Below are 19068 nucleotides of genomic sequence, written 5' to 3' on the forward strand. Positions count from 1 at the left end.
AACGCAGAGAGCTTGTCGTTCGTGGCAGAAACTTCGTCGCTCATTTCCGGTGTTGCCCAGCGCTATGCGGGTTCATTGTTTGATCTCGCACTGGAGGCAAAATCCGTTGCGCAGGTAGAGAAAGATCTCGGCAGGTTCGAGGCCCTTATCGATGGCAGTCCTGAACTGAAGCGTTTGATCGTCAGCCCGGTTTTCTCTTCCGGCGATCAGGTCAAGGCGATCTCCGCCATTTTGACCAAGGCCAAGATTGGCGGTCTCGTTAATAATTTTCTGCGTCTCGTTGCGCAGAACCGGCGCCTGTTCTCGGTGCCCGCAATGATCAAGTCATTCCGCCAGATCGCCACCGCCCATCGCGGTGAGGTTGCGGCAGATGTTACTTCCGCGCATGCCTTGACGGCAGCGCAACAGACAGAATTGAAGGCCACGCTGAAAAGCGTCGCCGGCAAGGACGTGACAATCAATGTCTCCATTGATCCGTCGATCCTTGGAGGTCTCATCGTCAAGTTGGGGTCCCGCCAGATCGACACTTCGCTTCGCACAAAACTTTCTTCGCTTAAGCTTGCACTGAAAGAGGTCGGCTGATGGACATCCGCGCCGCGGAAATTTCCGCAATCCTTAAAGATCAAATCAAGAATTTTGGCCAGGAGGCAGAAGTCTCCGAAGTTGGTCAGGTTCTGTCCGTCGGTGACGGTATTGCCCGTGTTTACGGTCTGGACAATGTTCAGGCCGGTGAAATGGTGGAGTTCCCTGACGGAACCCGCGGCATGGCCTTGAACCTTGAAAGCGACAATGTTGGTGTCGTTATTTTCGGTTCCGACCGTGACATCAAGGAAGGCGATACGGTCAAGCGCACAGGCGCTATCGTTGACGTTCCGGTGGGCAAGGAATTGCTCGGTCGTGTGGTTGATGCTCTTGGCAATCCAATTGACGGCAAGGGTCCAATCAAGGCGACGCAGCGTTCGCGCGTTGACGTGAAGGCCCCTGGCATTATCCCCCGCAAGTCGGTGCATGAGCCAATGTCGACTGGCCTCAAGGCTATTGACGCTCTGATCCCGGTTGGTCGTGGTCAGCGCGAGTTGGTCATTGGCGATCGCCAGACCGGTAAGACCGCGATTATTCTCGATACATTCCTCAACCAGAAGCCTGCGCATGATGCCGGTGACGAGAACCAGAAGCTTTACTGCGTTTATGTCGCTATCGGCCAGAAGCGTTCAACTGTTGCCCAGTTCGTAAAGATCCTTGAAGAGCGCGGTGCGCTTGAATATTCGATCATCGTTGCTGCGACTGCTTCGGATCCTGCACCAATGCAGTATCTGGCACCGTTTGCCGGTTGCGCCATGGGTGAATATTTCCGTGACAACGGCATGCACGCCTTGATCGCATATGACGATCTTTCCAAGCAGGCTGTTGCTTACCGTCAGATGTCCCTGTTGCTGCGCCGTCCTCCGGGCCGCGAAGCTTATCCTGGCGACGTTTTCTATCTGCATTCCCGTTTGCTGGAGCGCTCTGCAAAACTCAATGACGAAAATGGCGCCGGTTCGCTGACCGCCCTTCCAATCATCGAAACGCAGGCAAACGACGTGTCTGCCTATATTCCGACCAACGTGATCTCGATCACCGACGGCCAGATCTTCCTCGAAACCAACCTGTTCTATCAGGGTATCCGCCCGGCTGTTAACGTTGGTCTGTCGGTTTCCCGCGTTGGTTCTGCTGCGCAGATCAAAGCGATGAAGCAGGTTGCCGGTTCGATCAAGGGTGAGCTTTCGCAGTATCGTGAAATGGCTGCTTTCGCGCAGTTCGGTTCCGATCTCGATGCTTCGACGCAGCGCCTGCTAAACCGCGGTGCGCGTCTGACCGAGCTTTTGAAGCAGCCACAATTCTCGCCGCTCAAGACGGAAGAACAGGTTGCCGTGATTTTCGCAGGTGTTAACGGATATCTCGACAAGCTTGCTGTTAATCAGGTTGGCAAGTTTGAGCAGGGCCTGCTGACCTGGCTGCGCACGGAACATAAGGATGTTCTGAGCACAATCGCATCAGAAAAGCAGATCAGCGACGACACCAAAGGCAAGCTCAAAGCAGCAGTTGATGCCTTTGCCAAGTCTTTCGCGTAACCACTGACGGGATGAACGGATGCCTTCGTTAAAGGATCTGAGAAACCGGATCGCCTCGGTCAAGGCGACGCAGAAAATCACCAAGGCGATGCAGATGGTCGCTGCGGCGAAGCTGCGTCGTGCACAGGAAGCTGCGGAAGCCGCGCGCCCTTACTCGCAGCGTATGGCTGCGGTTCTGGCCAATATTGCTTCCAATGTGGATGGTGATGACGCGCCTGTGCTGATGAGCGGAACCGGCAAGGATGATGTGCATCTGTTGATCGTCTGCACGTCAGAACGCGGACTTTGCGGCGGTTTCAACTCGCAAATCGCGCGGCTGGCCCGCGAACATACGCGCCGGTTGCTTGCTGATGGCAAGACGGTGAAGATCATCACTGTTGGCAAGAAAGGTGCAGATATTCTGCGCCGTGATCTTGGCAAATACATCATTGATCACGTCAATCTGCGTGAAGTGAAACAGGTTGGTTTCACCAATGCTGACGAGATCGGTCGTAAGATCATCGGACTTTTCAATGAAGGCGCTTTCGATGTCGCCACATTGTTCTATTCCGAGTTCAAGTCTGTGATTTCGCAGATTCCAACTGCACAGCAACTGATCCCGGCCAGCGCCATTGGCGATGCCGAGCCGGAAACAGCGGGTGATGCAGTCTATGAATATGAGCCGGACCCGGCAGCCATTCTCGGCGATCTGATCCCGCGCAATATTTCTGTCCAGGTTTTCCGCGCTCTCCTTGAAAACGCGGCATCGGAACAGGGTGCGCGCATGTCCGCAATGGACAACGCAACCCGCAATGCCGGTGACATGATCAACAAGCTGACAATGTCGTATAACCGCCAGCGTCAGGCCCAGATCACCAAAGAACTGATTGAAATCATTTCGGGCGCGGAAGCGCTCTAATCGCGAAGGTAAGGATCGATGGCAAAAGCAGCGACCCCGAAAACACCCGCAGCCGCAAAAGCAGCTGCACCCAAGGCAGCAGCTAAGCCAGCAGCGGCGAAAGCAGCTCCGAAGGCTGAAGCCAAGGCGGCACCAGCTGTCAAGGCGGCGGCAACGAAAGCTCCGGCAGCCAAATCTGCCAAGGCATCATCAACACCGAAGACTGCACTGAAGGCAACCGGCGTTGTCGGTCGTGTCAGCCAGGTCATCGGCGCTGTTGTCGACGTGGCTTTCGATGGCGGCGTTCTGCCAAAGATCCTCAACGCTCTGGAAACCGACAACCTTGGCAACCGTCTGGTTCTGGAAGTTGCACAGCACCTCGGCGAGAACACTGTTCGCACGATCGCCATGGACTCGACTGAAGGTCTGGTTCGCGGTCAGGTTGTATATGACACAGGTTCAGCGATCATGGTTCCGGTTGGACCTGAAACGCTTGGCCGTATCATGAACGTTATTGGTGAGCCAGTTGATGAAGCCGGCCCAATCAAGACGACACTGACCCGCGCTATTCACCAGCCAGCTCCTGAATATGTCGAGCAGTCAACAGAAGCGCAGATTCTGGTCACCGGCATCAAGGTTATCGATCTTCTCGCACCTTATGCACGTGGTGGTAAGATTGGTCTGTTTGGTGGTGCTGGCGTTGGCAAGACCGTTCTGATCATGGAGTTGATCAACAACGTCGCCAAGGCGCATGGTGGTTACTCGGTATTTGCCGGTGTGGGCGAACGTACCCGTGAAGGTAACGATCTCTATCACGAAATGATCGAGTCCGGTGTGAACAAGGAAGGCGGCGGCGAAGGCTCCAAAGCAGCGCTTGTTTATGGTCAGATGAATGAGCCGCCAGGGGCACGTGCCCGTGTTGCTCTGTCCGGTCTGACAGTTGCGGAGCATTTCCGTGATGAGGGCCAGGACGTTCTGTTCTTCGTGGATAATATTTTCCGCTTCACGCAGGCTGGTTCGGAATTGTCGGCTTTGCTCGGACGCATTCCTTCTGCTGTGGGTTATCAGCCAACGCTGGCAACCGACATGGGCCAGATGCAGGAACGCATCACCACGACGCACAAGGGTTCGATCACTTCGGTTCAGGCAATTTACGTGCCTGCCGACGATTTGACCGACCCGGCGCCTGCGACATCCTTCGCCCATCTGGATGCGACGACAAACTTGAACCGTGCGATTTCCGAAAAGGGTATTTACCCGGCTGTGGATCCGCTCGACTCAACATCGCGCATGCTCGATCCGATCATCGTTGGCGATGAACACTACCAGGTTGCCCGTCAGGTGCAGTCAATTCTGCAGCGCTACAAGTCGCTTCAGGACATCATCGCCATTCTCGGCATGGACGAGCTTTCGGAAGAAGACAAGATTGCCGTGGCACGCGCCCGCAAGATCGAGCGCTTCCTGTCACAGCCGTTCTTCGTTGCTGAAATCTTCACCGGCTCACCGGGCAAGCTGGTCGACCTGGCCGATACCATCAAGGGCTTCAAAGGCCTTTGCAATGGCGATTATGATCATCTGCCGGAAGCAGCGTTCTACATGGTTGGCTCGATCGATGAGGCAATCGAAAAGGCACAGCGTCTGGCAGCAGAAGCAGCCTGATTGCGGAAATGATGGCGGGCCACGGCCCGCCCTTTTCTGTCTAACTTGGCAATTGCTATTGGGACCCGTTCCCCCGTTTTGCAATTGCTTGAATTGATCAGGTCTAGAGCAATACCAGCAAAAGTGTGAAACGGTTTTGCGTCCGGGATTGCGTAGGAACAAAGGCTTAGAGCGCAGTTTTGATTCATCAAAACGTAAAGCGCTCTAGATCACAGGAATTGAGTGGATATCATGGCTGAAGCCTTCCAGTTTGAACTCGTCTCACCAGAACGCCTTCTTCTTTCGGAGCAGGTCATTGAAGTCGTTGTTCCGGGCACGGAAGGTTACATGACTGTCATGGCTCACCATGCTCCATTGATGGCAACGATCAAGCCGGGTGTGGTCACTGTGAAGGCAGCTGACGGCAAGCCGGACAGCTATGTTGTTTTTGGTGGTTTCGTTGATGTCACTCCGGATGGCTGCATTCTTCTGGCGGAATCGGCGGTACACGTTACCGATATAAAGGCTGATGAGTTGCAGAACCGCATCAAGGACGCCAAGGAAGACTTCGAAGATGCAACCACGCGCGAAGAAAAGTCCCGCGCCGAAGACCTGCTCGGTCAGTTGACGACTTTGCAGGATGCCATCAAGGCAGCTTGAATCGTTCTGCATGATCGATGATGATGAAGCGGGCTTAGGTCCGCTTTTTTATTATGGATTTTTATTATGCTTTTTCACAAGTCTCGAGGGCTTGTATCGACAGGCCTTATAACATTCTTTTTTGGAATATTTGCTGGTTTGCTGTGGGTTGGCCGAGGACGTTTGGCAGCCATCTGGGCCTTGGTATCTTCCGCTGCGCTTATTTTTGCTCTGCTGTATGGGTTGCCAGTCCTGCCAAAGCACATTCGCGGTGACCTGCTGGTGACCTGGGGCTGGCTGGCCTACGGACTTACAGGTGTCGACTTCGTTTGGCGCTGGAGGTTAGGAACTGTGTCAACGAAATGGTACTCCCATGGCGCGGCCGTCACTGTGCTTGGGATAGTTCTGCCAATTTCGCTTTCGATTGGATGCTATGCATGGCTGGGAGAACCATTTTCAGTGCATGATGAGAGCATGCAGCCAACGCTGGTGAATGGCGACAATTATCTTGTGCTGAAAGGCGCTTTATTCGATTCGCCTCCGCGCCTCGGCAGTGTTGTCGAGTTTCATACTGGCGACGGCCCTAGAACCTCAGTCGGCAGGATTGTGGGGCAGGGCGGTGATACGATTCAAATGATAAGCGGCACTCTACATATTAATGGCAGCGCCGTGTCACTTGTACCGACAGGTGACTGCAACTGCCCGGGAATGCCACCTTTGGCCAAGCTACAATGGGAGACGCTCCCAAATGGTGTATCTTATGAGGTTGTAAACTTCATAGAAGGGCATCCGGGGGACGACACGGAAACTTCGGTTGTCCCTGCTGATCATTACTTTGTATTGGGAGATAATCGGGATACTTCAAATGATAGCAGGTTTGCGCTCGGATTCGTTCATTCCGACGATATTATCGGCCAAGCTATTCGAGTGTTCTGGAATTCACGAGGCGTAGACTATCGTCAGCGACGTATACTGGTTCCAGACGAAGAAAGCCCGGTTGCAGCGGAATGAAGAGCGGGAGGATTATCCCGCCAAATGCTTGAACGCGGTCACAACTTCTTCATAGACGGCGCGTTTAAATGGCACGATCAGGTCAGGCAATTGGGCCATTGGCTTCCACGCCCATTTATCGAATTCGGGCGTATGTCCTCCGGGCGGGGGATTGATCGCGATCTCGCTTTCGTCGCCTTCGAAGCGATAAGCAAACCACTTTTGTGTCTGACCGCGATATTTACCCTTGAGAGCAATGCCTATGAGATGCGGTGGCAGATCATAATTTATCCAGTTTGGCGCCTCGGCCAGCAAGGATACGGACTTCATACCGGTTTCTTCGTAAAGCTAGCGCAGGGCTGCCGGTTCTGAAGCTTCACCCACATCTATGCCGCCTTGCGGCATTTGCCAAAGCTGTGTCTGCCCATCCATCTCGTCATTAGGGATGACAATACGATGGCCGGCCCAGACAAGTCCTTCCTTGTTGAGCACCATGATGCCGACACAAGGACGATAGGGCAGGGATTGTGGATCGACAGGCTTTTTGTTCTTGCTCATGCGAAAGCTCCGGTGGGCGCGTTGGAAGTGCTAACCCTTTTGGAGATCGTGGACAAGCGCCGATACGGGACGATCCCTATACCGCGCGTCTTTGCCTCATTCGCTTATGCCGCGACTGCTTCAATGGTCATGTCAAAGATCGAGCCGGTTGCAACGGCAATGCCTTTGGCGCGCTATAGGGGGGGAAAGGAGGAAGGGCTGGCGGCAAGTGCCGCGGGTAGAAAGGAAAGTGGCCGGACTATTCAAGGAAAGCCCGGCCATTTTGATCATGTCAGTTAGGAACGCCCTTTTTGGGATCGGCAGGAAAAGCTGCATTGGCCTGTTCGCCGCGCAAAAGTTTCATTGCCTGAATGAGTTGCAGATCGTCCTTTGGCTCCGGTGGAACATAAGGAATAGAACCGGAACCTTCGGCATCTTCCTGAGCACCCTTTATGTGGCCCTTGAGGCTTGACTCGCTCATCGGCTCAACCTTGCCCTTGAGCTCGTCCGGCAATGGCTGCTCCACCGTAATGTCGGGGATGATGCCCTTGCCCTGAATGGACTTGCCGGCAGGCGTGTAATAGAGCGCCGTGGTCAAGCGCAGTGCACCGTTTTCGCCAAGCGGAATGATTGTCTGCACAGAGCCTTTACCAAATGAACGTGTACCCAGAATGGTGCCACGACGATGATCCTGCAATGCACCGGCGACAATCTCGGATGCACTGGCTGAACCGCCATTGATGAGAACGATCAGCGGCTTTCCGTCGGTCAAATCACCGGAACGGGCATCAAATCGGGTAATATCCTGGGGATCGCGGCCACGCGTCGAGACAACTTCCCCCTTGTCGAGGAAAGCATCCGAAACAGCGACTGCCTGATCGAGAAGGCCGCCCGGATTGAGGCGAAGATCGAGAACGAAGCCCTTGAGCTTGTCTTTGGGAATCTTGCTCTGAATATCCTTGATGGCCTTTTGCAGGTCATCGAATGTCTTTTCAGTGAAGGAGATCACGCGGACATAGCCAACGTCATTTTCGACGCGCGATTTCACCGCCTGAACTTTAACCACATCACGGATGATTGTCAGCACAATCGGCTTGTCCGCGCCTTGACGGATCAGCGTAAGCTCGATCGGGGTTTTGATCTCGCCGCGCATCTTGTCGACCGCGTCTGTCAGTGTCAGCCCACGAACTTCGACGCCATCGATTTTCGAGATATAATCTCCGGCGAGAACGCCGGCTTTCGCGGCTGGCGTATCATCAATCGGTGCGATGACCTTTACCAGCTCATTCTCCATGGTGACTTCGATACCGAGACCGCCAAACTCACCCTTGGTCTGAACGCGCATGTCCTGCGCCTGCTCAGCATTCATGTAAGATGAGTGCGGATCAAGCGAGGTCAGCATGCCGTTAATGGCATTCTCAACCAGCTTCTTGTCATCCGGCGGGGTGACATATTGGGCGCGCACGCGCTCGAATATGTCACCAAAAATTGATAGCTGTTTATAGGTGTCATTGCCCGCAGCCTCTGCAGCGGTAGTGGGCAGGGCACCCTGCACAACAACCATTGCCGTAGCGCCCATCAGTGCTCCAGCCATGAGAAGCGATAGTCTACGTATCATTTGCGGTCCTTCCAGCAAGTCGATCAGCCCACCATGGGGCGGGATTAACAGGTTTTGTATCTTTCCGGAACTCAATGTAAAGCATTGGAGCTCCATTTCCCAGTACAGGTGCACTGCTCGCGATAAGTTGTTCGTTCATTACACCGACCGGCTCTCCTGCCAGAACAAACTGGTTCTGCGAGACATTGATTTTGGACATTCCCGCCAAAACGACATGATAGCCATTGCCGGCGTCAAGTATCAAGAGTTGACCATAGGAGCGGAATGCGCCCGCATAAAGAACAACCGCATCCGCAGGAGCGGTTATTGTCGCACCGGAGCTGGTTTCCAGCGTGTCTCCCTGAAGAGTGCCGCCAAGACCGTCATTATCGCCAAAGTGCTTAACGAGTTTGCCTGCGGCAGGCATTGCAAGTCGCCCGCGCAATGAGGCAAAGTTTACCTGCGCAACCAGGCGGTTTTGATTTGCGGCAAACTCATCGGCGCGTTTCCGGCTGGCTTCGAGCCTCTGCTGCTCTTCGCTGCTGGCTTCGTTGGCGGCTTTTTGTGCTTCCGCCATGTCTTTTTCCATAGCGGCGATAAGGCCCTGCAGCGAAGTGGCACGCTTCGCCAGCTGCTCGGCCCGCTGTCTTTCAGCGGTCAGCGTTTCCTCGGATGTGGTTTGCAGTTTTTGCTTTTCAGCCAGCAGAAGGTCGAGTCGTTTCTTTTCCTCTGCTTGACTGGACAGTGCCGAAGTCAATCGGGCCTGCTCTTCTGAAATCGAAGTCTTGATTCTGGTCAGTTCTTTCAGATCGGCGACCAAGGCTTCCGTCTGTTCGCGCATTTCAGGAACAACTGCGCCCAGAAGGACAGCGCTGCGCACAGATGCCAAGGCATCATCGGGACGTACGAGCAGGGCTGGAGGCGGGCTTAGGCCCATTCTTTGCAAGGCAGCGAGCACCTCGGCCAGGGCGCCACGGCGCTGCCGCAAGACGAGCCTTACGCCATCTTCGCGTTCGCGCAGCCCGGTGAGTCGATCCGTAAAGTTGCTAATATCTTCGCTTAGCTTTTTTTCGGTTTTGGCCGCTTGGATAAGCGCAGCGGTAATCGTTGTCTGGTCTTTTTTCAAACCGGAGATTTCTTTGTCGAGCGAAGCGACTTTGTCGGCTGAAAGCGATATCTGGCTGGTCAACTCCTCAAGCTCTTTTGCGGTTTCCGCACGCTTTGATTCGATGGATGATTGCTCGGACGGAGTAGCTGTTGGTTGGGCTCGGGCATCCGGGCTGAACGCCATAGCGCAGGCAAGAATGATTGCTCCGGAAATGCTCTTGCCCGAACCGATAAATGCTCTGCTTAGCTCAAGTTTCATTACCTGTCCGGAATCAACATGTTATTCAAACCACTCTAGAAAGCTCCACCTAAGCATTAACCATGATGGGTTCGCATCGAAAGCTCTTTATTGTACTAGCAATCCGAATGGCGGAATTGCGGCGTTAAATAACGAGCCGCATAGTTGCACAGCGAAAGGTCTGATTTTGTCCGATTAGAGCATTTCCGGCGAAAACGGAGTCGCCTTCAATGCTCTATCTCTTTGCTTTTACGCAATTCCGGACGCAAAACCGATTCCCACTTTTGCTGGAATTGCTATGGAAGGGATGGAAATCGTTTCGACGTATCTATACATAGCAAATTATCGTATCGAGTATGAACTGGTTCTGCCGCCAGCATCCTTCCGGTATCGTTTAATGGTTTCCTGATATGATCGAACTGACAATTATTGTTCCTGTATATAATGAGGCCGGCAATATTGGTTTGCTTGTCCAAGAGATCAGCACTGTCATGGCCAACGGCCCAGCATATGAGATCATCGTCATTGACGACGGTTCGACGGATGGTTCGGCTGGTGAAGCCTTGCGTGCAGATAGCAGGATTCGCGTGTTGAGACATGAAAAGCGTACGGGCAAATCGCGCGCGTTGCTTAGCGGTTTTCAAGCCGCCAATGGCCGGTGGATTGCCACATTGGATGGTGACGGCCAGAACGATCCTGCCGATATTAAAAAGCTGTGGAGCCGTATAGAAACATCGCCGCCAGTGCTTTTTGCAGGCGTGCGCAAACGTCGGAATGATGGCTTGGTCAAACTCGTGACCTCACGCATTGCCAATTTTATTCGCAAGCGTCTTCTGAAAGATGATTGCCGGGATGCAGGGTGCGGTTTCAAAATCCTGCCGGCCGCCGCGGCGCGGCACTTCCCTTATTTCGACAATATGCATCGATTTATGCCGGCGCTATCACGCCGTGCTGGCATGGCCGTTATTGAGGTCGACATCGAAGACCGGCCAAGACTGGCTGGCGTTTCCAAATATGGTTTCTTTGATCGGGCTGCCGTTGCTTTTCTCGATACGGTTGGCGTGTTCTGGCTTATCCGTCGTTATTCTGATCCGGTACAGGTGACCGAGATGAAAAGCGCTGAAAGCTGAAAGTTCGCAGCTCTCCGTTGAAATTTCTGACAGGAGCAGAGACGCGCGTAACCGGGCTGGTGGGCAGGGCATCGGCAGGCAATTGAGCGAGAAGATCTTCGGCTGGGGCATCATTGCCGTGCCAGACAATAACGGTGTCCGTGGCTGTGCCTCGCTCGGGCGGCCAATGCAAAAGGACGGAGATGTTCGCAGCATCGTCCTGACGATTTGAGATGACTGTTGCCGGAGCTGGATTTTGGGCGCGAATGGCGCTGCTGACTGCATCGAAAGGGAAGGTGAATCGCGGCGTTCCAAAAAGCGCTACGCCGGCAAAGCCGAGCGGAGCGAGCACAAACATGCACACCGATAAAAACAATAGATTGCGCGCTCCAAGGACCTGAGGGAAGCGCAGCGCAAGCAAGATTGCTGTCGGTGCCAAAATGGGTGCCATGTAACGTTGGGCCACTGAATGATAATCGGCCAGCAAAACCAGCAGTGCAAACGCTCCCAGACCAATTAGTATTGTGCGCAAGAGCAGTTTACGAACTTCTTCGTCACCGTCGGCTACGGGGCGCGGGTGATCCCGCGTTCTCCCAATGACGTACACGACAAAAGCCAATCCAGACCAGAGCACAGTAGAAACAACAAGGCTGAAGAATCCATCCAAGCCTATATAAGGCAGGTCGATAAGATTGAGATATTCTACGGGTTGGCTTAGTTTTGCCATGCGCCCTGCGGTGGCTGCCAGCGGAGCATTCAGCGATGCTAAAACGACTGGCGTCAACGCCGTAATAAAGATCAGGATTGAGATCCAGATTGGCCGGCTAAAGAGCTGACGGCGGATGGATGGTGTCAGGGTCGCGGCGACGAGGAAGCTGATCAGAAATATAAAGAAGTTGTACTTGGCAAGTGCGCCTATGGCGGCCCAAACCCCGAACCACACATAAGCAATGTTACCGGCTCCGGACCTCATGAGCGCCAGAGCATGGATTACTCCAATTGAGGCGACGATGACAAGAATCGTGTGTGCTGTTGTTTGTATCGACATCCACACGATTTGTGGCAGAAAAGCCGAGGCCACGAGCGCCAGAACACCCGCCCGATCCCCAGCAAAGCGCCTTGCTGTATCGAAGACAAGCCAGTGATAAAGACCGAGAAGTGACAGACGCACAAGTGCAAGCGACAGCACCCAGTTCCAGCCTGTCAGTTCAAGCGCCAGCCGGACGAGCCAATTATACAAGGGTGGATGGGAGTTGCCATATATCCATGAAAAGTCGACAGCCCCGACGAACTGGGCCTCGTCAATCTCCATGAAGCGGGATAGCAACAGGCGTAAAGCGAGGAGAAGGATAATGTAAACAGCAATTATTCGAGGCGCGCGCCGTGCAAACCACGCCCAGTTTATTTCCGGACCGTCAAGTGAGGCCAAGTTGAATTTCCGCCAAACCACTCCAAACCCCACCGCTTGTTTCCAGGTGGACTACTACGATAGGTGGATCGGTGCAATCCCGGCTTGCTATCAACAAGTTGAATTAAGTGTAAGCCTAAATGTAAAACCGCCAGTTTTAATGGCGACTTTACCCGGTTCAGGCGCGTCTTATTATGCTTGCGATGAGTGACACAAGAAGCAGTGCCAAGAACACGTAGAATATAATCTGGGCTATACCAGCAGAAGCACCAGCAATTCCGCCAAAACCGAGAGCGCCCGCGACGAGCGCGATGATCAGAAAAATTACTGCATAGTAAAGCATTGTCGACTCCCTCTATTGTTGAAATAGAAACGAAATAAGGTTCGTTTGGTTCCGGCAATATTGAGGAAGAAGGTTTGCTGTCCTATGCTTTTGCCTTACTGCTTTCCTTGAAGAACAGAGCTTGAGTGATGAGTGCCTTCACCATATCCGGGTTAAACGGCTTGGTAACAAGGAAGGTGGGTTCGGGTCGCTCGCCTGTCAGCAGGCGCTCTGGAAATGCCGTGATAAAAATTACGGGAACCGCGTCCTGACTAAGGATGTTGTTGACAGCATCAATTCCCGAACTGCCATCTGCCAACTGAATGTCCGCCAGTATCATGCTTGGTTGTGTTTCCGAGTAAAGCTTCAACGCTTCATCTTTGGTGCGGGCAATTCCTACGACCTTGTGGCCCAGGCTATCAACCATGTGTTCAATATCCATAGCGATCAAAGGCTCATCTTCGATGATAAGAATATCTGTTGCGATCTGTTTTGATATGCCAACGGACGCCTCATCGAGAAGGGCATAAAGCTCGTCATCGGAAATATCGAGAATTTCCATGGTTTCAGACTGGCTGAACCCTTCAAGGCTGATAAGCAAAAATGCCTGACGTGCCCTCGGGGCAATCGATGTCAGATTTGCAGCAGCATGTTTTTCCCAGCCATATTCTGACTGAATTTCCAAAGGCCGGACATTGACTGAATTAAAATGTTTGATCAGCAATTTATAAAGACCGACCCGGTCTGATCCCGTATCGGGGAACAGGGAAATATCGGTTATGAGAATTTCAAGGGTGGCCGCTACATAAGCATCCCCTGAAGATTGTGATCCGGTGATGGCGCGGGCGAAACGGCGAAGATAAGGCAAATGGGGGGCTATCCGGGTGGATAATGACATTCGAGTGCGTTCCCTGTTCAGGCGATATTGATCAGAATAGTTAGAGAGTTCCGTCCTACAACACTTGTGCAAAAAAAAAGTTCCCATGGCCGGAACTTTTTCTTCACTCAGACATTATCGCCATTAATGTGCCTAAGAACATCGCGTCGACATACCAGCAAAGATCAAGCAATGAACGCAAAAATAAAACCTTCCGTTGCGCCCACCAAAGCGCGTGTTCTTCGCCGCGATGCAAAAAATGCTGAAACGGAAATTGGTTTAAAGCTTCGAGCGTTATATGCGTCTGTACAAGAAGAGGAGATACCGGCCAGATTTCTCGATCTTCTAGAGAAGCTCGACGAGGCTGAACGCCTGCATTCGCGATCCTCGAAGTAAGCGGGCCCTTGAATGGTACATGAATCAAAGGACTTTAAAAGAAATCTGATTGCTTCGCTGCCTAAGTTGCGAGCCTTTGCGGTTTCGTTGATCGGTAACCCGGACAGAGCAGACGATCTTGTTCAGGACACGATCATGAAGGCTTGGGCCAAGCAGGATTCGTTCGAGCTTGGTACGAACATCAAGGCGTGGCTTTTCACGATTCTGCGCAATGAGTTCTATAGTCAGATGCGCAAACGCGGTCGTGAAGTGCAGGATTCAGACGGAATTTTTACGGAACAATTGTCGGTTCACCCTGCGCAATACGGATCCTTGGATCTACAGGACTTCCGAAAAGCTTTGGAAAAACTTCCCAATGATCAACGCGAGGCTATCATTCTGGTGGGAGCTTCCGGGTTTTCCTATGAAGAGGCCGCTGAAATATGCGGATGCGCTGTCGGAACGATCAAAAGCCGTGTCAGCCGTGCCCGGACCCGCCTGCAGGAACTTCTGGAAATTGAAGGTGAGGTCGACTACGGTCCGGATGCTGTTGCTACCCAGGTTACATCAAACAAGTTCGCCTGAATTGCCTTAGCTTGAGGGCCGGTCGGTTGGAAAACTGCCAAGCGACGCGACAGCCCGTATGATTTGGCTTCTCCCATAAGGTTTTCCCACAACAGGCGTATCTGTAAACTCGGCAATACCACACAGATCGGCATCATAAGCACTGGTGAACAGGAGAGGGATGTTGCGTGCCTGAAGCAATGATGCCGCTTTAAGCGAGGAGACACCGTGAGCCTCCACTTCAAGTATCGCTAGGTCACATGTTTGGCCGCTTCTTATCCAGCCCAGCAGCTGCTCAATGGTAGAAACAACGTATACGGATCTGGCGCCACATTCTTCCGCAATTCGTTCCAGCTCCAAACCAATCAAGTATTCGTCTTCGAGTGCCAAGACGCGTTTGCCAGCCAGTTCCATATCCCAAACTCCAGTGTGGCGGCGGTTATGGGACTCCTTTGCGGGACTGTCATTTAACTAAGACATATCAATTGAGAAGAAAGCGCATGTGATTTTTTAAAGGCGTGGTAGTTTGCATTGAGCTGCAACCGGGTAAAGCAATGAAGAATAATGGAGCATCGGCAGTAAGACAGTACCCTTGCGAAAGGTGCCCTTTGCAGAACTATCCGCATTTCCAGCCGCATGAAAAAGACGAAGTCAGCTTTCTGTCCCGGTTCAAGATAGGAGAACTGGTTGCAGATGTTGGTACCACAGTGCTTGGCGAGGGTGCCAGTAGTGCGCATCTTTTCACCGTCCTTTCGGGCTGGGCGTTCCGATACAAAACGCTTGAAGATGGCCGTCGGCAGATTCTCAATTATGCGCTGCCGGGAGATCTCATCGGGCTACAGGGCTCGTTGATGAAAGAGATGCAACATTCTGTCGAGACGCTTTCTCCCATGGTGCTGTGTGTGTTCCAGCGAGACAAAATGCCGACGCTCTTTCAGAGTTTTCCAACTATTGCGTATGATATTACCTGGCTGGCCTCCCGCGAGGAGCAGATGCTTGATGAGATATTGTTGAGTGTTGGACGTCGGTCAGCACTGGAACGGGCAGCCTATCTCTTCGCGTTTCTATACCAGCGCGCCAAATCGGTCGGAATGGTAAAGAACAACAAGCTGATGGTGCCTCTGCGCCAGCAGCACGTCGCTGACACGCTTGGTCTGTCGATTGTTCATACGAACAAAACATTGAAGAAACTCGCGGCCACAGGCGCGTTGCGTTGGCTCGACCGCGGGTGTGAAGTTATTGATAATCAAATACTTCTCGACATTGCCAAATGGCAGGGGCTGTCGGCTACACCCCGGCCATATATTTAAACCCAACTGGCTCTAGATGTGAGCTTTCAGGAGGTTGTCCATTCGGAGCGGATTTAGGAGACTGGAGTTACCACACCTCAGTTTTCCAGGATCGCTCCGAATGAACATTCATAAGAATGCCCGACTGACCCCGTTGCGTCGAGAGGAAATGGCTGTCGCGGTTCTTTGCGGTGCGCTGACCAAGGCAGAAGCCGGCCGCGTTTATGCCGTTTCGCTCAAGATCGTGTCGCGCTGGGTCAAACGCTTCGAACAGGGTGGGCGTGCCCAGATGATCGATCGCTCGTCGCGCCCGCAAAACAGTCCACAGCAGACAGATCAGGCGCTGGCGCAGCGTATCATCACGCTTCGCCGCCAGCGCCTGACTGGCAAGCACATTGCTCTCGAAACGGGCGTCTCGCCCGCTACCGTCAGCCGTATCCTGCGGCGCGCAAAGCTCTCGCGGATGAAGGACATTGAACCGGCCGAACCGGTGGTGCGCTACCAGTATAGTGAGCCAGGTGGCCTGATCCATCTCGATATCAAGCGGCTAGGCCGTTTCGAACGGGTCGGTCACCGCATCACCGGTGACCGCAAAGGGCAGAGCAACTCACGTGGTGTCGGCTGGGAATACGTTCACGTCTGCATCGACGACGCCTCCCGCATCGCCTTCACAGATATCTTGCCCGACGAGAAGGCCGTCAGCGCCATTGCCTTTCTCAAGGCGGCGGTCACCTACTACAAGCACCTCGGCGTCACCGTCACACGCGTCATGACCGACAACGGCTCATGCTACAAAGCCAAGGACTTTGCAAAGGCCTGCAAGGCGCTCGGTCTCAAGCATATCCGAACCAAACCCTATACGCCCAAAACCAACGGCAAGGCCGAACGCTTCATCCAGACAGCCTTGCGAGAATGGGCCTATGCACGTGCCTATCCTTCGTCAGAGCTCCGCAAAGCCCATCTCCCCGAGTGGACGCATATGTACAATTGGCATCGCCCGCCATCAGTCGACTCAGTCTAAACTGGGACAACCTCTTGAGGCTCCACATCTAGAGCGTAGCAGCACCGGGTTCGGGCATTTCTGCGTTTAGTTTGTCCAGTGCCAGTTCAATATCGCGCAGGTTTCTGGTCACACCGTCCTCGGGGTCCATTCCACTTTCTGTTGCCGCTCTTTGCAGGCCACGTGCTTCTGCCAGAATTTCTTCCAGTTTTGCAATTTTTTGGACTTTGCTAAGGCCTGCGTCCGATAGGATGTCGTTTGCGTTGAGCATTTTGTCCTCCATTGATTGCAATTCAGCAACGAATGGAATGATTAAATGTTCCGTAGGAGGAACAATGCCAAGGTGGCGGCGTTGAAGTCGTTGGATATATAAATTAGTGGAGTAGGGGCGCCTCTTTAATATGGGTCGTCACGTGGGATATGAAGTTGACGGATACTTCCAATAGTAATTTTGCGTTCTTGGCGGAAACGTCGCGTCGAGATGTACTTTCTACGCTCCGACCGATCGGAAAAGATGATGGCGATCTGAAAAACCTCACGGAACTCGCTTTATCGGTTTTTAATGCTGATGGCGCGCGCGTGTCTCTGGTGGACAGTGATCAAAGCCTCGCTCTATCTCATTGCGGGCCTGTTGGTGGTGTCGATATATGGGCGGTCGAAGCACATGCGATTGCGGCATCGGAAAAGAAATGTTTCGTTGTTCTGGATGCATCTGAGGATGTGCTGTTTGCTGAAATCAATACAGCTGCGCAAGCGCCGCCCATACGGTTTTTGGCGATTGCTCCAATTCATGTCGCCAATGAGCGTGTCGGTACGCTGAGCATTGTGTCACTTAAGGCATGGTCCGAGTTTACAAACGAGCAGAAAGAAAAATTGTTACAACTGGCCCGTCTTGCCGAGTCGCTTATGGAGTTGAAGCGCAACTCCCGACTCGACGAAACCGCCGTGACAAAACTGCACCTCGAGGAGAATCGCAATGCCATGGCGCTGGAGGTTGGAAACGTTGGCAGTTGGGTATGGAACCTTAAAACCGGAATTTTTACCGGCAACAAGATGGCCTATTCCATGCTGGGTTTGAGCGAGGATAATCCCGTTACAGGCGAGGATGTTTTCCGGGCCATGCATCCGGATGATTTTCCCATGATGAAGTCCGCTATTACCCGTGCCCTGGCTCATGGCCACGATTATATGGGAGAGTTCCGAGCCGCCTCATCCGGCCAGTGGCTGCTGGGGAGAGGCCGGGTTTTCGAACGGGATGAATCGGGTCGGCCAACAGTTGCTGTCGGTGTGAACATCAATATAACTGCGACAAAAAATGCTGCCGAGAAAACACGGCTCCTGCTCCGCGAGCTCAATCATCGCGTCAAGAACACCTTGGCCATGTTGCAATCATTGGCACGTCAAACCTTGAACCGGACATCAGACCCAGCCGAATTCATGGAAGCATTCTCAGGCCGATTGCGCGCGATTTCCGAGGCGCATACTCTTTTATCCGATCGGGAGTGGAGCGGAATCAATCTTGTCGACTTGATCACAAGACAGGTTGAGCCCTACGCAATCTACGATGCCGCTCAGATGGTATTGGTCGGCGAAGACATAGTGCTGCCGCCTGATCATGCCTTGGGTTTAGGTATTGCGTTGCATGAGCTGGCGACAAATGCGGCCAAGCATGGTGCATTCTCGGCGGCTGGAGGCCAAGTGCGAGTGTCCTGGGAAATTGAGCCAGGGCTGGATGGATCGCGTGTAATTATTCATTGGACAGAAGTGGGAGGCCCCCCCGTAACCACACCCGGGACACGCGGACTGGGTGAGCGTCTGATCGAGCGGAGCCTGGACAAGGTGATATCGAGCAGCGTCAGGTTAAGTTACTCGAAAAGCGGTATGGAGGCTATTATATCCATGCCCATTAAGGACAACTCAATCCCTGAGTTCCTCTGATTGGCGGCGACGCCTACGTCGTGTTGCGGGTTTTTTTCCGAGCAACGATAAACCGCCAAAAGCGATTGCAGGTATCGCCAGCATCAACAAGCCACGTGAACGCAGGAGCATCGGTGCGGCGGCGATAGCAGCGATTGTCAGAAGCGCTGTTGTATCGGTTTTTGCCCTGTCGCGCTGGCGCTTGCGAATGATGGCGTCGGATATTTTCATGGCGATACATAGAACGATAGCCAGAATGATTGCGCCACCGCCAATATAAAGCGCCGCTCGCAATTCACCATAACGCTCAGACAAGGCTATATAAGCTGCAATCAGTAAAAAGATTGCACCGATAGAGCTGAGTATTGCGATGACACTCAGGAACATCGCGCTTCGTTTGACGCGACTAACTGTAAGGCCAATCTCCCCGGCGGCGAGGCTGGTCAATAAAGGGGTCAGCAGTTTCAGCATGA

At 53.1% G+C, this 19068-nt stretch carries 20 protein-coding genes and 2 pseudogenes; 13 read left to right on the forward strand and 9 right to left on the reverse strand.

Annotated elements, in window-relative coordinates:
* Positions 1 to 21: 21 nt before the first annotated feature.
* The 6 genes from ACYJL1_RS03260 to lepB all read left to right on the forward strand — a co-directional run bounded on the left by ACYJL1_RS03260 (position 22) and on the right by lepB (position 6276).
* Positions 22 to 582: a F0F1 ATP synthase subunit delta gene (locus ACYJL1_RS03260; protein WP_460897012.1), complete on the forward strand. Its 561-nt coding sequence runs from the start codon at positions 22 to 24 to the stop codon at positions 580 to 582.
* Positions 582 to 2111, forward strand: a complete 1530-nt coding sequence (gene atpA / locus ACYJL1_RS03265; protein ID WP_460897013.1) for a F0F1 ATP synthase subunit alpha — start codon at positions 582 to 584, stop codon at positions 2109 to 2111. Before ACYJL1_RS03260 ends, atpA begins: the two co-directional genes overlap by 1 nt.
* 19 nt (positions 2112 to 2130) lie before the next feature.
* Positions 2131 to 3009: a F0F1 ATP synthase subunit gamma gene (locus ACYJL1_RS03270; RefSeq protein WP_460897014.1), complete on the forward strand. Its 879-nt coding sequence runs from the start codon at positions 2131 to 2133 to the stop codon at positions 3007 to 3009.
* Between the two features lie 18 nt (positions 3010 to 3027).
* The gene (atpD, locus tag ACYJL1_RS03275) at positions 3028 to 4647 is read left to right on the forward strand and encodes a F0F1 ATP synthase subunit beta (RefSeq protein ID WP_460897015.1); all 1620 of its coding nucleotides are present in this window, start codon (positions 3028 to 3030) and stop codon (positions 4645 to 4647) included.
* Between the two features lie 231 nt (positions 4648 to 4878).
* The gene (locus tag ACYJL1_RS03280; RefSeq protein ID WP_460897016.1) at positions 4879 to 5286 is read left to right on the forward strand and encodes a F0F1 ATP synthase subunit epsilon; all 408 of its coding nucleotides are present in this window, start codon (positions 4879 to 4881) and stop codon (positions 5284 to 5286) included.
* A 66-nt stretch (positions 5287 to 5352) separates the two neighbouring features.
* Positions 5353 to 6276 carry a signal peptidase I gene (lepB, locus tag ACYJL1_RS03285; protein WP_460897017.1) on the forward strand — a complete coding sequence of 308 codons (924 nt, stop codon included), beginning with the start codon at positions 5353 to 5355 and terminating at the stop codon, positions 6274 to 6276.
* A 12-nt stretch (positions 6277 to 6288) separates the two neighbouring features.
* Here lepB and ACYJL1_RS03290 read toward each other — a convergent pair.
* A pseudogene (locus ACYJL1_RS03290) lies at positions 6289 to 6813 on the reverse strand (RNA pyrophosphohydrolase).
* A 48-nt stretch (positions 6814 to 6861) separates the two neighbouring features.
* Here ACYJL1_RS03290 and ACYJL1_RS03295 point away from each other — a divergent pair.
* Positions 6862 to 7092: a hypothetical protein gene (locus ACYJL1_RS03295; RefSeq protein WP_460897018.1), complete on the forward strand. Its 231-nt coding sequence runs from the start codon at positions 6862 to 6864 to the stop codon at positions 7090 to 7092.
* Here ACYJL1_RS03295 and ACYJL1_RS03300 read toward each other — a convergent pair.
* Together ACYJL1_RS03300 and ACYJL1_RS03305 are read right to left on the reverse strand one after the other, a co-directional pair.
* A complete protein-coding gene (locus tag ACYJL1_RS03300) occupies positions 7085 to 8410 on the reverse strand; it encodes a S41 family peptidase (protein WP_460897019.1) in 1326 nt (441 codons plus the stop codon). The genes ACYJL1_RS03295 and ACYJL1_RS03300 overlap by 8 nt on opposite strands.
* Positions 8400 to 9755: a murein hydrolase activator EnvC family protein gene (locus ACYJL1_RS03305; protein ID WP_460897020.1), complete on the reverse strand. Its 1356-nt coding sequence runs from the start codon at positions 9753 to 9755 to the stop codon at positions 8400 to 8402. The genes ACYJL1_RS03300 and ACYJL1_RS03305 overlap by 11 nt, the downstream gene beginning before the upstream one ends.
* A gap of 389 nt (positions 9756 to 10144) precedes the next feature.
* On the opposite strand from ACYJL1_RS03305, the gene ACYJL1_RS03310 reads away from it, so the two are divergent.
* A complete protein-coding gene (locus ACYJL1_RS03310; RefSeq protein WP_460897021.1) occupies positions 10145 to 10864 on the forward strand; it encodes a glycosyltransferase family 2 protein in 720 nt (239 codons plus the stop codon).
* On the opposite strand, the gene ACYJL1_RS03315 is transcribed toward ACYJL1_RS03310, so the two are convergent.
* The 3 genes from ACYJL1_RS03315 to ACYJL1_RS03325 form a co-directional block, all read right to left on the reverse strand.
* Complete coding sequence (locus ACYJL1_RS03315; protein WP_460897022.1) at positions 10806 to 12272, reverse strand: ArnT family glycosyltransferase; 1467 nt, start codon at positions 12270 to 12272, stop codon at positions 10806 to 10808. The genes ACYJL1_RS03310 and ACYJL1_RS03315 overlap by 59 nt on opposite strands.
* 157 nt (positions 12273 to 12429) lie before the next feature.
* Positions 12430 to 12594 (reverse strand): DUF1328 domain-containing protein, encoded by a 165-nt coding sequence (locus tag ACYJL1_RS03320; RefSeq protein WP_460897023.1) that lies wholly within the window; start codon positions 12592 to 12594, stop codon positions 12430 to 12432.
* 82 nt (positions 12595 to 12676) lie between these two features.
* A complete protein-coding gene (locus ACYJL1_RS03325; protein WP_460897024.1) occupies positions 12677 to 13471 on the reverse strand; it encodes a response regulator in 795 nt (264 codons plus the stop codon).
* Between the two features lie 171 nt (positions 13472 to 13642).
* On the opposite strand from ACYJL1_RS03325, the gene ACYJL1_RS03330 reads away from it, so the two are divergent.
* Together ACYJL1_RS03330 and ACYJL1_RS03335 are read left to right on the forward strand one after the other, a co-directional pair.
* Positions 13643 to 13846 carry a NepR family anti-sigma factor gene (locus ACYJL1_RS03330; RefSeq protein ID WP_460897025.1) on the forward strand — a complete coding sequence of 68 codons (204 nt, stop codon included), beginning with the start codon at positions 13643 to 13645 and terminating at the stop codon, positions 13844 to 13846.
* A 12-nt stretch (positions 13847 to 13858) separates the two neighbouring features.
* Entirely contained in the window at positions 13859 to 14410 is a 552-nt protein-coding gene (locus tag ACYJL1_RS03335) for an RNA polymerase sigma factor (protein ID WP_460897026.1), read from the forward strand.
* A gap of 6 nt (positions 14411 to 14416) precedes the next feature.
* Here the strand turns inward: ACYJL1_RS03335 and ACYJL1_RS03340 are convergent, their stop codons facing one another.
* Entirely contained in the window at positions 14417 to 14803 is a 387-nt protein-coding gene (locus ACYJL1_RS03340) for a response regulator (protein WP_460897027.1), read from the reverse strand.
* A gap of 140 nt (positions 14804 to 14943) precedes the next feature.
* On the opposite strand from ACYJL1_RS03340, the gene ACYJL1_RS03345 reads away from it, so the two are divergent.
* Both ACYJL1_RS03345 and ACYJL1_RS03350 read left to right on the forward strand, forming a co-directional pair.
* Positions 14944 to 15699, forward strand: a complete 756-nt coding sequence (locus ACYJL1_RS03345; RefSeq protein WP_460897028.1) for a Crp/Fnr family transcriptional regulator — start codon at positions 14944 to 14946, stop codon at positions 15697 to 15699.
* 100 nt (positions 15700 to 15799) lie between these two features.
* Positions 15800 to 16731 (forward strand): annotated as a pseudogene (locus ACYJL1_RS03350) (IS481 family transposase).
* Here ACYJL1_RS03350 and ACYJL1_RS03355 read toward each other — a convergent pair.
* Positions 16728 to 16949 carry a hypothetical protein gene (locus ACYJL1_RS03355; protein ID WP_460897029.1) on the reverse strand — a complete coding sequence of 74 codons (222 nt, stop codon included), beginning with the start codon at positions 16947 to 16949 and terminating at the stop codon, positions 16728 to 16730. The pseudogene ACYJL1_RS03350 and the gene ACYJL1_RS03355 sit on opposite strands and share 4 nt — an antisense overlap.
* Positions 16950 to 17104: 155 nt before the next feature.
* Between ACYJL1_RS03355 and ACYJL1_RS03360 the strand changes: the two genes are divergently transcribed.
* Positions 17105 to 18616: a sensor histidine kinase gene (locus tag ACYJL1_RS03360; protein ID WP_460897030.1), complete on the forward strand. Its 1512-nt coding sequence runs from the start codon at positions 17105 to 17107 to the stop codon at positions 18614 to 18616.
* Here the strand turns inward: ACYJL1_RS03360 and ACYJL1_RS03365 are convergent.
* Entirely contained in the window at positions 18596 to 19066 is a 471-nt protein-coding gene (locus ACYJL1_RS03365) for a hypothetical protein (RefSeq protein WP_460897031.1), read from the reverse strand. The two genes, ACYJL1_RS03360 and ACYJL1_RS03365, sit on opposite strands and share 21 nt — an antisense overlap.
* Between the last annotated feature and the right edge of the window lie 2 nt (positions 19067 to 19068).

It is taken from the genome of Phyllobacterium sp. K27, from assembly GCF_054796155.1.

Excerpts from the sequence above, each read along its gene's own strand:
- ACYJL1_RS03270 (WP_460897014.1), top strand. The coding sequence starts at position 2,131 with ATGCCTTCGTTAAAGGATCTGAGAAACCGGATCGCCTCGGTCAAGGCG.
- ACYJL1_RS03320 (WP_460897023.1), bottom strand. The coding sequence starts at position 12,594 with ATGCTTTACTATGCAGTAATTTTTCTGATCATCGCGCTCGTCGCGGGC.
- ACYJL1_RS03325 (WP_460897024.1), bottom strand. The coding sequence starts at position 13,471 with ATGTCATTATCCACCCGGATAGCCCCCCATTTGCCTTATCTTCGCCGT.
- ACYJL1_RS03365 (WP_460897031.1), bottom strand. The coding sequence starts at position 19,066 with ATGCTGAAACTGCTGACCCCTTTATTGACCAGCCTCGCCGCCGGGGAG.
- ACYJL1_RS03330 (WP_460897025.1), top strand. The coding sequence starts at position 13,643 with ATGAACGCAAAAATAAAACCTTCCGTTGCGCCCACCAAAGCGCGTGTT.
- ACYJL1_RS03300 (WP_460897019.1), bottom strand. The coding sequence starts at position 8,410 with ATGATACGTAGACTATCGCTTCTCATGGCTGGAGCACTGATGGGCGCT.
- atpA (WP_460897013.1), top strand. The coding sequence starts at position 582 with ATGGACATCCGCGCCGCGGAAATTTCCGCAATCCTTAAAGATCAAATC.
- ACYJL1_RS03355 (WP_460897029.1), bottom strand. The coding sequence starts at position 16,949 with ATGCTCAACGCAAACGACATCCTATCGGACGCAGGCCTTAGCAAAGTC.
- ACYJL1_RS03340 (WP_460897027.1), bottom strand. The coding sequence starts at position 14,803 with ATGGAACTGGCTGGCAAACGCGTCTTGGCACTCGAAGACGAATACTTG.
- ACYJL1_RS03280 (WP_460897016.1), top strand. The coding sequence starts at position 4,879 with ATGGCTGAAGCCTTCCAGTTTGAACTCGTCTCACCAGAACGCCTTCTT.
- ACYJL1_RS03305 (WP_460897020.1), bottom strand. The coding sequence starts at position 9,755 with ATGAAACTTGAGCTAAGCAGAGCATTTATCGGTTCGGGCAAGAGCATT.
- atpD (WP_460897015.1), top strand. The coding sequence starts at position 3,028 with ATGGCAAAAGCAGCGACCCCGAAAACACCCGCAGCCGCAAAAGCAGCT.
- ACYJL1_RS03345 (WP_460897028.1), top strand. The coding sequence starts at position 14,944 with ATGAAGAATAATGGAGCATCGGCAGTAAGACAGTACCCTTGCGAAAGG.
- ACYJL1_RS03335 (WP_460897026.1), top strand. The coding sequence starts at position 13,859 with ATGGTACATGAATCAAAGGACTTTAAAAGAAATCTGATTGCTTCGCTG.
- lepB (WP_460897017.1), top strand. The coding sequence starts at position 5,353 with ATGCTTTTTCACAAGTCTCGAGGGCTTGTATCGACAGGCCTTATAACA.
- ACYJL1_RS03310 (WP_460897021.1), top strand. The coding sequence starts at position 10,145 with ATGATCGAACTGACAATTATTGTTCCTGTATATAATGAGGCCGGCAAT.